The following is a 12,349-nucleotide window of genomic DNA, read 5'->3' as shown; positions in this document are numbered from 1 at the left end:
ACGACATGACGCGCCCGCCGGCCGGGCCGCTACCCCAGGTACGAGCGCGCCCCGTGGTCGGCGAGCACGGCGAGCACCCGCTCCGGGTCTCCCCCGGCGACCGCCTCGAACAGTCGCTCGTGCCGGTGCACCCCGTCCAGCGGCTGCGCCAGCTCCGCCTCGCGACGCAGGTTGATCGCCATGTAGAGCTGCAACTTCACCAGGATCGAGCCGTACGCCGCGGAGAGCTGCCGGTTGCCGGCGAGCGCCACCAGCGCGACGTGGAACGCCCGGTGCGCGTCGGCCACCGCCATCCGGTCACCGACCCGGGTCGCCTCCCGCATCCGGTCCAGCGCCGCGCGCAGCCCGGCCAGGTCACCGTCCCGGCCGACCGGGATCCCCGCGCGCACCGCGAACCGTTCCAACACGTCCCGCAGCTCGTACAGCTCCCGCACGTCGCGGTCGGACAGGGTGGCGACCCGGACGCCGCGCCGGGGCACGTGCTCGACCAGCCCCTGCTGGGCCAGCAACCGCAGCGCCTCGCGCAGCGGTGCCCGGCTGATCCCCAGCCGACGGGTCAGCTGCTCCTCCACCAGGCGTTCACCCGGGTCGCTCTTGCCGCTGAGGATCTCCCGGGTCAGCCGGGAGACGGCGAGGTCCACCAGACTGGCGCTCTCCAGCTCACCGTCGACCGTCGATGCGCCCACGTCGTTCACTCCGACGAGTCTGCCACCTGGCCGCCGGACGCCGGGCGGCATGGGCTGGAGTCCTTGCGCGTGGGTCGAACAATGCAGGAATGCTGAAGCGGATGGCGTTGCGTGGCGTCGGACCGACGGCACGACTTGCCGCGTCGATTCTCTGCGGCCGGATGAGGCGCAGACACCACCACACCGAGACGGTGGTCCGCCTGATGGCGGACGCGCGGGACGAACAGGTCCCGGCGCTGGCCGAGGCGGCCCTCGCCGAGGCCTGGGTGAGCGACCCGAAGGCACCCCGTCGCATCTGGATCGCGCTGATGCACCGGCCGAAGCCGGCGCTGCGGTTTCTGTTCGCGCCCGCGCCGGACTGTCCGCACGAGCCGCGGGTAAGGCTGGTCACCGCACAGCCGGACTGGGTGGTGGGGCACGCGCTGCACCACCCCGACCCCGAGCTGCGTGCGGCGCTGGCCGGCGTGGTGCGCACCACCGACAACCCGGCTCTCCTCAAGGATCTGGACGGGGCGCTGTCCGACCCGTTCGCACCGCTTCCGGCGGTGCTCGACCTCGCGCTGGACAACCCCCATCTGTGTCGGCCCGCGCCGATCGGTGCGCGCTACGCCGGGCTGGCCGCCGTCGCGATCCTGAAAGAACGGTTCGACCTCCTCGACAGCTACGACCTGGAGGCGCTGGTGCCGACGCTGGTGCGCGTCGCGGGCGGGCCGTGCCCGGCGCCGGCCGTCGAGGAGTGCCGCCGGCGGCTCCGCGCGCTGGGCCCCGGCCCGGCCCGCGAGCGGCTGTGCCTGCACGCCATCGAGGGCGACGCCGAGGCGCTGGCCGCCGTCGCGGACAGTGGCCAGGAGCCAGCGTCACCGCACCTGCTGCCGCTCTTCCTCTTCCGCACCGAGCAGTGGGAGCGGTATGACGCCCTGGACCCCGACGGCGTCCTGGTGGACGAGCAGACGAGGCACTACGACGAAGACGTCCAGTCCGACCTGGCGGCGATCGCCCGGCGCAACGGACGCCGGGAGCCGAAGCAATGGGGATTTTCTGACCCCGGCTTCTGACCGGTCCGACCCGGTACGGCAGGGTCAGGCGGAGTTGCGCCACTTGCGGCCGTGCCGGCCGATGAGCCGGTCGGCGTCGATCGGACCCCAGGAGGCGGCCTCGTACGTCGGGATCGGCGAGTTGTCCTTCGCCCAGTTCTCGATGATCGGGTCGACGATCCGCCAGCACTGCTGCACCTCGTCGCTGCGGATGAAGAGCGACGCGTCACCGATCAGCGCGTCCAGGAGCAGACGCTCGTACGCCTCCGGGGACTCCTCGGCGAACGTCTGGTCGTACGAGAACTCCATGGTGGCCGTGCGGACCCGGAAGGAGTGACCCGGCACCTTGGCACCGAAGCGCAGCGAGATGCCCTCGTTCGGCTGGATCCGCAGGATCAGCGCGTCCGCATCGAGCCCGGTGAGCTGGTCGGTTGGGATCGGCAGGTGCGGTGGCCGCTGGAACTGCAACGCCACCTCGGTGAGCCGGGCCGGCAGGCGCTTGCCGGTGCGCACGTAGAACGGCACCCCCGCCCACCGCCAGTTATCCACATTGAGCCGCATCGCGGCGTAGGTTTCGGTCCGCGACAGCGGGTCGACGCCGGTCTCCTCCCGGTAGCCGGCCATCAGTTCCTCGCGGGTGCCGCCCCGGGTGTACTGCCCACGGACCGCGGCCTCGGCGATGTCCCGGTCGGTGGGGAGCCGGATCGCCTGCAGCAGCTTCACCTTCTCGTTGCGCAGGCCCTCGGACTCGAACGAGGCCGGCGGCTCCATCAGGGCCAGCGCGAGGACCTGGAGCACATGGTTCTGCACGATGTCCCGCATCGCGCCGGCGTCCTCGTAGAAGCCGCCGCGGGCGCCGACGCCAAGGGTCTCGGCGACGGTGATCTGCACGTGGTCGACCCAGGAGCGGTCCCAGATCGGCTGGAAGATCGAGTTCGCGAAGCGCAGCGCCAGCACGTTCTGGACGGTGTCCTTGCCCAGGTAGTGATCGATGCGAAAGACCTGGTGCTCGTCGAACGCGCTGTGCACGACGCCGTCGAGCTCGCGGGCCGTGGCCAGGTCGCGCCCGTACGGCTTCTCGATGACCAGGCGGGCGAAGGAGCCCTCGCGCGGCTGGTTGAGCCCGACACCGGCCAGCCCGTTGATCACCGGCTCGAAGGCCCCCGCCGGCGTCGACAGGTAGAAGAGCCGGTTGCCGGACGTACCCCGCTGCGCGTCCAGCTCGTCGAGGGTCGCCACGAGCCGCTTGTAGGTCTCCGGGTCGTCGTAGCCGCCGGCCACGTACCGTACGCCGCCGCGGAGCTGGCGCCGGCCGGCGAGGGTGCGCCCGCCGAGGGCGCTCTCGGCGAACTGCTCGTCCGTCATCGGCGTGCGGGCGACGCCGACCACCGCGAACTGGTCCGGGAGGCGCTCGTGCCGAGCCAGGCTCTCGACCGCGGGCAGCAGCTTGCGCCGGGTCAGATCGCCGGAGGCACCGAAGATCACCAGCGTGGCCGGCGGGGCACTCCGCTCCTGGACGAGCTGAGCTTCGTGGTCCATGGTCTGCGTTCCTCCGGGCATCAGGGGTGTCGGGTCGGGGGGTGCTGTGCGGTCAGGCCAGGAATTGTGCGCCGGTGGTGGTCGTGTCCGGGGCCACGCGACGAGGCCCCCTTGGTCGGTGAGCTTGAGCGTCGTCCGCTACTTCACCTTGCGGGTGGACCGGGCCACGATGTTCTCGTACTGCGGGTGCTTGACCAGCCACTCGCGCAGAAACGGGCAGATCGGCACGACCGTCCGACCCTTGGCCCGCGCGTCGTCCATCGCGGCGCGGGCGAGGGCCGACCCGACACCGTGGCCGTCGAACCGCGGGTCGACCTCGGTATGGGTGTAGACGATGACGTTGCCGGTCAACTGGTAGGTGAGGACCCCGGCGACCACGCCCGCCTCGTCGCGCGCCTCGAACCGCTCCCGATCGGGCGCGGCTGTCACGGTGAGCTGCATCCGACCATCCAAGCACGTGGGCAGCGGCCGGCCAGGTCGGCGGTGGGCGACCGGGGTACCCGAGCGGCCGCTGCGGGCCTCAGCGCCGTGACCGCGGGCCGGGCGTCCGTGACGCCCGGCCCGTCGGCTCACGGCCTGGTCAGCTCGCCGTACAGGACAACGACGGTACGCCGTTGGCGCCGCTCGACGACCCCACGAAGCCGAAGGTCGCGCTACCGCCGGCACTGATCGAACCGTTGTAGTCGACGTTGCGGGCGGTGACCGTCGAGCCGCTGGTGGTCACCGTCGCGTTCCACGCCTGCGTCACCTGCTGCCCGTTCGCGAACGTCCAGGTGACCGTCCAACCGCTGATCGCCGAGCCGCCGGCGGTCACCCGCACCTCGGCCTGGAAGCCGCCCTGCCACTGACCGGTCACCGCGTACGACGCCGCACAGGACCGCCCGTTCGACGGCGGCGGGGTCGTGCTGGTCGGCGGGGTGGTGGTCGGCGGCGTCGTCGGGGTGGTGCCGCCGACGGCGCTCATGATGGCGTCGATGATGCCCTGCTGGGTGACCGTGGCGCTGCTGCGGTTGAACAGCCCGAACCCGTACGCCCCGTTGTAGCCGTTGTCCCAGTAGGCGGTGGCCGCCCCGTACTTCTTGGCGGTGGACACCAGGGTGCGCGCGTAGTCCGCGCGGTACCTGTTGTTCGTCGAGTCGGCCGACGTCTTGTCGACCGCACCGTATTCACCGACGAACACCGGGTAGCCACGCGAGACGAAGGTGTCGCGCACCTTCTTGAGCTGCGCGTCCATGAAGTCCTGCTGGCCCCAGGTCGACTTCCGGGCCGGATTGGTGGCGGCCGGCCCCCACTGCGTGATGGTGCCGTTCTCCTCGCCGGCGAAGTCCCAGGGGTCGTAGTAGTGCACGGAGATCATGAGCCGCTGCTCGGTGGCGGGGACGGACGACGACCGGTACTGGTCGGTCGGCAGCACGAAGCCGTAGTTGCCCACGGTGTAGTCGATGTTGGTGTTCCAGCCGGGGACGAGCAGCCAGCGCGAGGTGTTGTTCCCGCCGGTCCGGCGGACCGTGTCGACGAAGATCTGGTTGTAGGCGTTGATGTTCGAGTAGCACGGCTGGGTCGGATTGCCGTACTGCCCGTCGAACTCCTCGTTCATGGATTCGAGGATGAGGCGCTCGCTGTAGCTCTGGAATCTGGTCGCGATCTGCTGCCAGACCTTCTGGTACTTGTCCCTGATCGTCGTCTGGTTCGACGAGTCGCAGATCAACCACGAACCGGTGATGGTCTTGTAGCCGTCGCCGTGCATGTTGATCAGCACATACAGGCCGCGGCTGTAGGCGTAGTCGACGACTTCCTGGATCCGGTTCAGCCAGGCGGAGTTGATCGTGTAGTTCGGGGCGGCCCCGATGTTTCCCAGGTAGGAGACCGGGATTCGGATCGTCTTGAATCCCGCCGCCTTCACCCGGTCGATGAAGGCCGGCGTCACCACCGGATTGCCCCACGCCGTCTCGCTGGGGATCCCGTTGGCGTTAGCCTCCAGGGCGTTCCCCAGATTCCAGCCCGCTCCCATGTTGGCGACGAGTTGGGTGGCGTTCAACTGGGCCATGCTGTCGGCCGACGCGGAACTCGTCATCACGGCTGCGGATCCGGCCAGCGCCAGTACGCCGGAAAGTATGGCGAGCTGAACCTTCCTGAGTGTGGATTTCACAAGCATCTCCCGTCTTCGAGCCAACCGTCACGCTGGGTTGTCGAAGCGCTTCGATAACTATTCGATTGCCTGCACTGGCAGTCGAGGGGCCGCCAAAGAATAGATGCCTGTCCATGAATTGAGCAAGGTGGCCGGCAGCATGTGCCGGCAGTCAGCCGAACTTCGTCCACTGCCCCTCGGAGACCACCTCGACCGAGCCGTCGACGACCGTGATGGCCGTCTGTTCGTCGATGGCGTACGCCGGGACGCCGATGTCGGCGGCCCATCGCTGCGCGTCAGCCATGGTGTTCGTCGGGAAGAGGTTCAGGTGCGGGAAGATCGAGAAGTCGACGACGCCCAGGGTGCGGTCGTCCGGTGCGGACGGCCACTCGACGAAGTAGTCCCCGATCCGGGGCGTCAGCACCATGCTGCCGGCGCTTACCCCCACCCAGACCTTGTCGGGCAGCGAAGGCAACAGATCGGCCAGCCCGGACTCGCGCATCCAGTGGCACAGGTATGTCGCGTCGCCCCCGTCGACCAGGAGCACGTCGGCCTGCCGGACCCAGGGGACCCAGCGCTCCGCGCCGATGGTGGGCAGTGCGGTGAGTTCGAGGACACCGAGCGACGCCCAGCCCAGGCCGGACAGGTACCGCCGGTCAGGCTTGGGCTCGGCGGCGACGAAGTCCCGTACCGATGTCGGACCGCACATCGGGTGACCCCACTGCGCGGTCGGGACGCAGAGGGCGTGGCACTCCTCGATCGGCTTGCCGAGCAGCCGCACGAGCGCCGAGTGGATGCTCGGGTTCGTGACGCCGCCGGACGTGAGCAGGAGCTTCACCATGCCTCCGGATTCCCGCAAGAAGGAGAAGGTGCCCGATGACCAAGGGCGCTGAACGCCCGGCCAACTAGAGCGTGATCCAGTATCGCCGCACGAAGCCACGCTCGGTGTCCCGGACTTCCTCGACGATCCACCGGTAGGTGCACCGCACCGGGCGGTCTCCAGCGGCACCGCCGGATCCGAACTCCTCGCCAGCCCCGCCATCCACGCCGCGACCCCGGCCGGTGAGTCCACCTCGTCGGACGGCCGCAGCCCGAACCCGTCCTCATGGACGCCCGGGCCACACTCGTGGTGCGCTCGGGTCGCCGAGAGCGTCCCACTCCTCAGCGGTGGTGGGAAAGGGCTGCCAGTGCGGCAGATAGAACGGCCGCCACGTCGGCGTGGCCATCGAGAACGACTCCAACTCCGGGTCCGCGAGCATCCGGTAGACGAACTCCGTCGTGGACATGTCGAACCGGTGCCACGGGTTCGGAGGGTCGTGCCGAGCCAGCACCGGCCACCGCTCTGGCCCCACGGAGCGGTCCGCAAGCCAGTAGTACCCACCGCCGGCCGAGTCGTGGCCCCACTCGATCAGCCCAGACCCTGTGTCGGGGTCGTACAGCTCGTACGGGACGTACAAGCCCGCCAGGGAGTCGTCAGGCGCACTCACCGAGCGCCGCATGGACTCCCACCAGCCAAGCAGCGACGTCGAGTCGTGATCGGTGGTCGGCCGCAGCAAGTCAAGGTGCGCCAGGAAAAGGCCCGGCACGAATCGTCGGCACAGCTCCTTGAAGTCGCCCGGCAGCGCGACGCCGAGCTCCGCCTCCACCTGCCCCCAGCCGGCACCGCCCGCAGGCTCGTGGCGCCATCCGGTCACATCGATGATCCGGTCGATCCATGTCAACTGATCATTCACGAGCGGCAAAGTAACAGCGCAGGCGGACATCCCTTCGCCTGCTCGGCACCGCCCGCCGACCGGTGGTTCGCTGCCGTACGACAGCAGAAAGGCCACCTCCCGAAACCGGGAAGTGGCCTTTGACCTGCGTGGGCGATACTGGGATCGAACCAGTGACCTCTTCGGTGTGAACGAAGCGCTCTCCCGCTGAGCTAATCGCCCTCAGCGCCGTTGACTCTACCTGATCGCCCACCCGGACCAAAAACCCGACCCCCCGAGTCGCCGAGCGAGGACGGGACGTCGGCCGAGACCGCCGACGGAGCCGCGACTCAGTGGGTGGCGAGGTAGTGCAGCACCCGGGCCACCACGTCGATGCCGAAGCTGTATTTCAGCGACAGCCAGACCACCACGGCGACGAAGACCAGGCCGACGGAGCCGAGGGCGAGCCGCACTCCGAGTGATCGGCTGGTGGCCCAGCGGGTCCAGGCGTGCACGTTGCGCCGGGTGAAGGTGAGCAGCCGGCGGGCCCAGATGAACTCGACCGCCCAGATGGCGAGGCCGGCGATGACGATGAGCCAGCCGGGGCCGGGCAGCGGGATGAGCACGATGCCGATGGTGACCACGACGGCGCCCGCGATGGCGATGGCGATCTTGAGGGCGATCCGGCCGGTGGGGTTGGCGCGGATCAGGTCGAGGGTGGTGCGCGTGCGCAGCCGCCAGCCGACGCGCGGCGGGTCGGCCACGGCGACCGGGGATGGCGCGGCGGGTGACACGGGGGCGGTGGTGCGCCGTGGGGTGGCCGGCGCGCGGCGGCTGTTGGCGGCCGGGCCGCGGGTGCCGTTGCCGGGGCCGCGGCGGTTGGCGGGCACGCGTCGGGGACCGCCGCCGGCGGCGCGTCGCGCCCGGCTGGGGTCCGCTGCCCGGCCGTCCCGGTCCCCTTGCTCCATCGGCACCTCGTACCCTCAACTTTCGGCTGGTAAAGCCCCACCTTTCGGCGGACTCGCGGCGGGCGTCTGATCCGTTATGGAGCGTCTCGCCACCATTTCGCCTGCCAGTGTCCCGCCGGACCGTCACTCCCGTGGACGACTGGACGTTACCGGAGTAAGTCGACGACTGAGGAACCCGACTCCGCGCGGGAACACCCGCTGGGCAGAACCGGAAATCTTACCAGAAGTTTCACATTCTGGCAGGGCTTCCGACCCCCTTCCCACCACTGGGTGAAGTCAGCGTATGGCGGAGCGTAGCCAGGAGCAGCACCTGAGTATGGGAAAAGCGGGACACGCGCGTTCCGCAGCGGTGCCGGGGGGAGAACGTCCATGAGTGTCATCCGACCGACGACCGTAGAGGTCGAGACGTCGCTAAGGCTCGTCGCACCTGACGCCACGGCCTTGCCGGTGCGCGCCAGTCTGCGCTACGACCCTGCTGACCCGTATGCGGTCCATGTCCTGTTCCACGCCGAAAGTGCCGGCGGCGAGGCGGTGAGCTGGTCGTTCGCCCGCGAACTGCTGGTCACCGGGCTCGACGAGCCGGCCGGCATCGGCGACGTGCGGGTCTGGCCGTGGGCCACGCCGCGCGGCGACTTCGTCGCGCTCGCGCTGTCGTCCCCGGACGGCAACGCCCTGTTCGAGGTGCCGCGCAGCGTGCTGGTGCGCTTCCTGCGGCGGACCTACGTCGTCGTCCCGCGCGGCCGCGAGGCCGAGCACCTGGACGTCGACACGGCGGTGAACCGGCTGCTCGCCGGTCGCTGAAAAACCACGCACCACCGGAGCCGCGCGGAGCTGCCGAGCCCGCGCGGCTCCCGCTACCCACCTTCGCGTACGCGGGCAGTGGCTCAGCCGTGGGTGGTGATCCCCCCGTCGACCGGGATCACCGCCCCGGTCAGGTACGCCCCGGCCCGCGACGACAGGAAGATCGCGGTGCCCGCCATGTCCTCCGGCCGGCCGATCCGGCCTAGCGGGATCTGCCCCTCGATGGCCGCCCGGGAGGCCGGGTCGTCCAGCGCGAACGCCATCATCTTGCTCTCGAACGGTCCCGGCGCGATCGCGTTGACCGTGATCTGCTCGCCGGCGAGCTGGTGGGCCAGGCTGCGGGTGAGCATGTGCACGGCGGCCTTGGTCGCCGAGTAGGCGTACACCTCCATGAACGGCACCCGGAGGCCGTCGATCGAGCCGATGTTGATCACTCGGGCCGGGTCGTCGGCGCTGGCTGCCACGCGCAGCGCGGGCAGCAGCGCGGTGGTCAGCCGGAAGACGGCCTTGACGTTCACCGCCCACAACTTGTCGAAGGCGCTCTCCGGGTACGACTCCAGCGGCGCACCCCAGGTGGCCCCGGCGTTGTTGACCAGCACGTCGAGCCGGTCGACCCGCTCCCGCACGGCCGCGGCGAGGCCCTCGGCGCCAGCGTCGGTGCTCAGGTCGGCCGGGATCGCCTCGCAGGACCCCTCGGCGGAGAGCTGTTCGGCCACCGCCGCGCAGACCTCCGCCTTCCGCGAGGAGATGATCACGCGGGCGCCGCCCCGGACGAATCCCTGGGCGATCATCAGGCCGATCCCCCGCGAACCGCCGGTGACCAGGACCGTCTTGCCTTCGACCGAGAACAGCTCCGTCATGCCCATCCCATCGCTCGGCGGGCCGCGGCGCGGCCACCCGCCCCGGACGCTACCGCTGGGTAACGTAATCCGCCCGTCCCGACCCGGACAAGCCCTCCTCCGCGCATCCCGCCCGGAAACGGCCATGTACTCCCGCCCGGCGTGCGACCTGCCGGAATGCCGGTTAACGTCGAAGTCGATGGTCTCTTCCGGACAGCTCTCCCCGGCCAACCGCACCGACCTCTTCCCCGCCGAGATCGACACCTGCGCGCTCGGCACGCTCCCCGGCGAGCGCGGCTGGCTCCGGCCGATCCTGCTCGACGCCGAGCTGCTGGTGCTGGTCACCGGCGGGCACGGGCACGCCGAGCTGGACTTCCGGTCGCTGCCCTGCCGGCCGGGCACGCTGCTGCGCGCCCGCCCCGGCCAGGCGCTGCGCTGCGTCGGCGCGCAGCTCGACGCCACCGTGGTGCGCTGGGCCGAGTCGGCGTTGCACGGCCTGGACGTCGACCCGGACGCCGCGCCCACCGTCCGGCAGCTCGCCGGCGAGGACGAGGACGCGGTGATCAGCGAGGTCGCCCAGCTGGCCGAGGACTGCCGCCGGCTGCGCGGCGTGCCGGCCGCGCGGGGACTGCTGCGCCACCAGCTCGCCGTGCTGCTGCACCGGCTCGCCCTGCTCGGCACCGCCGGCGTCGCTGCCGAACGCCCCGAGGCGCCCACCTTCCGCCGGTTCTGCCGGGAGGTGGAGACCGACTACCGGCACACCCGCCGGGTCGAGGACTACGCCGCCCGGCTCGGCTGCTCGGTGCGTACCCTGACCCGGGCCTGCCTGGCGATGACCGGGCGCAGCGCCAAGCAGGTCATCGACGAGCGGGTGGCGTTGCAGGCCAGCCGGCTGCTCGCGGCCACCGACGAGCCGATCGCCCGGATCGGCCGGCGGTTGGGCTTCCCCGAGCCGACCAACTTCGGCCGGTTCTTCACCCGGGAGGTCGGCACCAGCCCGGGGGCGTTCCGGGCGGCGGCCGAGCAGCCCGCCCCGGCGGCCCGGATCGTGCGTCCCCGCCCGCCCGCCGAGTCCAACGGCGGTCCCCGCCAGGCATGATGGCGGGGTGCAGATTTCCGCGCGGGGCGACTACGCGGTGCGGGCGGCGCTGAGCCTGGCCGCCGCGTACCCGGCCCTGATGTCCACCCAGGCCATCGCCGGCGAGCAGGACATGCCGCGCAAGTTCCTCGAAGCGGTCCTGGCCGATCTGCGCCGCGCCGGCATCGTCCGGGCCCAGCGCGGCGCCGAGGGCGGCTACACCCTGGCCCGCCCGCCCCGCGAGGTCACCATCGGCGCGATCCTGCGCGCGGTGGACGGCCCGCTCGCCGAGGTACGCGGGCTGCGCCCCGAGCAGACTAGCTACGACGGCTCGGCCCAGCACCTGCCCGGGCTGTGGGTGGCGGTGCGCGCGGCGGTGCGCCGGGTGGTCGACGAGGTGAGCCTCGCCGAGATAATCAGTGGCCGGCTCCCCGCGCACGTGCGTAGGTTGACCGCTCTGCCCGACGCCTGGGAGCCACGCTGATGCCCACCCCCACCCTGCGCACCGACCGGCTGCTGCTGGAGCCGTACCGGCCGGCCGACGCCGACGACGCGGTCGCCCTGCTGGCCGACCCCGAGGTGGGCCGGTTCATGGGCGACGGGCCGATGAGCGAACCGGAGGCGGTCGCGCTCTTCGACCGGCTGTTCAGCAGGGTGTACGCCAACGACCTGTTCGACGTGTGGGCGGTGCGCCGCGACGGCCGCTACGTCGGGCACGCCGAGATCAAGCGGACCGACGACGTCGACGGCCACGAGATCGTGTACGCGCTGGTGCGCGAGGCGTGGGGCGCCGGGCTGGGCAGCGAGATCGCCCGGGCGCTGCTCGCGTACGGCTTCGGCACCCTCGGGCTGTCCACCGTCTACGCGACCGTGGCGGCCGGCAACACCGCGTCGCTGGCGCTGCTGGCCAAGCTCGGCTTCCGGCACGAACGCGACGTCACCGAGGACGACGGCAGCACCACCCGGGTGCTGGCCGTCGACCGCTCCCCCGTGCCCGCCTGAACCCCGCCACCGGCGGCGCTGCGCCGCACCGTCCGATGCGGAACGAGGCAGGTTTCCCGAAAAGCCGTTCCGGGAATGTTCCGGGCCGAGACGGCAGGGCACAACAGGGAATTGGGGAAGGGAGCACACGATGGGTCTGATGTTCCGCAAGCGCAAGAAGTACGGGCCGCTGGTCCTCAACTTCACCGAGAACGGTTTCTCCTCGTGGAGCATCCGGATCGGTCGCTGGTCCTGGAACTCGCGCGCCAAGGCGCACCGGGTCGACCTGCCGGGGCCGCTGTCCTGGAAGCAGGACAAGTCCCGGGCGTGACGTCCCGAGGTCGAGCGGGGCGCCGGTGGATCACACCGGCGCCCCGCTCGACGTCTCGGGCGGCACCGCCGCCCACGGCCCGTCACCCCTGCGCCCCACGGCCTGTCGCCCCGGCGACCCCGGCGACCCCGTCACCCCGGCGACCCGGCGTCCGAGGTCCGTTCGGGGGTTGCCGGCGCGTGCCCCGACGCCGGGTGGGCCCCCGCCGGCACCACCTCTGTCCCGGGCGCTACCAACTTGATGTCGCAAACGAATCGCCCGGCTTCAGCGCAA

General features: G+C 71.1%; 14 protein-coding genes and 1 tRNA gene. 6 read left to right on the top strand and 9 right to left on the bottom strand.

The window, feature by feature from the left end:
* Positions 1 to 29: 29 nt before the first annotated feature.
* Complete coding sequence (locus tag K7640_RS05650) at positions 30 to 695, bottom strand: GntR family transcriptional regulator (protein WP_222953597.1); 666 nt, start codon at positions 693 to 695, stop codon at positions 30 to 32.
* 152 nt (positions 696 to 847) lie between these two features.
* Between K7640_RS05650 and K7640_RS05645 the strand changes: the two genes are divergently transcribed.
* A complete protein-coding gene (locus K7640_RS05645) occupies positions 848 to 1,741 on the top strand; it encodes a hypothetical protein (RefSeq protein WP_222953596.1) in 894 nt (297 codons plus the stop codon).
* Positions 1,742 to 1,765: 24 nt separating this feature from the next.
* Here K7640_RS05645 and zwf read toward each other — a convergent pair whose 3' ends face one another.
* From zwf to K7640_RS05610, 7 genes are all read right to left on the bottom strand, one after another.
* Positions 1,766 to 3,259, bottom strand: a complete 1,494-nt coding sequence (gene zwf / locus K7640_RS05640; protein ID WP_222953595.1) for a glucose-6-phosphate dehydrogenase — start codon at positions 3,257 to 3,259, stop codon at positions 1,766 to 1,768.
* A gap of 138 nt (positions 3,260 to 3,397) precedes the next feature.
* The gene (locus tag K7640_RS05635) at positions 3,398 to 3,700 is read right to left on the bottom strand and encodes a GNAT family N-acetyltransferase (RefSeq protein ID WP_222953594.1); all 303 of its coding nucleotides are present in this window, start codon (positions 3,698 to 3,700) and stop codon (positions 3,398 to 3,400) included.
* Positions 3,701 to 3,839: 139 nt separating this feature from the next.
* On the bottom strand, positions 3,840 to 5,333 hold the full coding sequence (locus tag K7640_RS05630; protein WP_255608078.1) for a cellulase family glycosylhydrolase: 1,494 nt from the start codon (positions 5,331 to 5,333) through the stop codon (positions 3,840 to 3,842).
* A gap of 226 nt (positions 5,334 to 5,559) precedes the next feature.
* Positions 5,560 to 6,225 (bottom strand): Type 1 glutamine amidotransferase-like domain-containing protein, encoded by a 666-nt coding sequence (locus K7640_RS05625; RefSeq protein WP_222953592.1) that lies wholly within the window; start codon positions 6,223 to 6,225, stop codon positions 5,560 to 5,562.
* Positions 6,226 to 6,490: 265 nt separating this feature from the next.
* Positions 6,491 to 7,120, bottom strand: coding sequence for a hypothetical protein (locus K7640_RS05620; protein ID WP_222953755.1), 630 nt, complete (start codon positions 7,118 to 7,120; stop codon positions 6,491 to 6,493).
* Between the two features lie 129 nt (positions 7,121 to 7,249).
* Positions 7,250 to 7,321: transfer RNA gene (locus K7640_RS05615), tRNA-Val, on the bottom strand.
* Between the two features lie 107 nt (positions 7,322 to 7,428).
* Positions 7,429 to 8,046, bottom strand: a complete 618-nt coding sequence (locus tag K7640_RS05610) for a TIGR02611 family protein (RefSeq protein WP_374198057.1) — start codon at positions 8,044 to 8,046, stop codon at positions 7,429 to 7,431.
* Between the two features lie 369 nt (positions 8,047 to 8,415).
* On the opposite strand from K7640_RS05610, the gene K7640_RS05605 reads away from it, so the two are divergent.
* A complete protein-coding gene (locus tag K7640_RS05605; RefSeq protein WP_007457244.1) occupies positions 8,416 to 8,847 on the top strand; it encodes an SsgA family sporulation/cell division regulator in 432 nt (143 codons plus the stop codon).
* An 83-nt stretch (positions 8,848 to 8,930) separates the two neighbouring features.
* On the opposite strand, the gene K7640_RS05600 is transcribed toward K7640_RS05605, so the two are convergent.
* Complete coding sequence (locus K7640_RS05600; RefSeq protein WP_222953591.1) at positions 8,931 to 9,707, bottom strand: SDR family oxidoreductase; 777 nt, start codon at positions 9,705 to 9,707, stop codon at positions 8,931 to 8,933.
* 178 nt (positions 9,708 to 9,885) lie between these two features.
* Between K7640_RS05600 and K7640_RS05595 the strand changes: the two genes are divergently transcribed.
* The 4 genes from K7640_RS05595 (at position 9,886) to K7640_RS05580 (ending at position 12,076) form a co-directional block, all read left to right on the top strand.
* Positions 9,886 to 10,785 carry an AraC family transcriptional regulator gene (locus K7640_RS05595; protein ID WP_222953590.1) on the top strand — a complete coding sequence of 300 codons (900 nt, stop codon included), beginning with the start codon at positions 9,886 to 9,888 and terminating at the stop codon, positions 10,783 to 10,785.
* Positions 10,786 to 10,792: 7 nt separating this feature from the next.
* On the top strand, positions 10,793 to 11,248 hold the full coding sequence (locus K7640_RS05590) for an Rrf2 family transcriptional regulator (RefSeq protein ID WP_222953589.1): 456 nt from the start codon (positions 10,793 to 10,795) through the stop codon (positions 11,246 to 11,248).
* A complete protein-coding gene (locus tag K7640_RS05585) occupies positions 11,248 to 11,766 on the top strand; it encodes a GNAT family N-acetyltransferase (RefSeq protein WP_222953588.1) in 519 nt (172 codons plus the stop codon). The genes K7640_RS05590 and K7640_RS05585 overlap by 1 nt, the downstream gene beginning before the upstream one ends.
* Before the next feature lie 130 nt (positions 11,767 to 11,896).
* Positions 11,897 to 12,076, top strand: coding sequence for a DUF4236 domain-containing protein (locus tag K7640_RS05580; RefSeq protein WP_222953587.1), 180 nt, complete (start codon positions 11,897 to 11,899; stop codon positions 12,074 to 12,076).
* Positions 12,077 to 12,349 lie beyond the last annotated feature (273 nt).

The sequence above is a fragment of the Micromonospora sp. PLK6-60 genome (genome assembly GCF_019890675.1).
Classification (GTDB): domain Bacteria; phylum Actinomycetota; class Actinomycetes; order Mycobacteriales; family Micromonosporaceae; genus Micromonospora.
The sequence above is the reverse complement of the archived record's forward strand: the minus strand, read 5'-3'. Positions and strand labels throughout refer to the sequence as shown.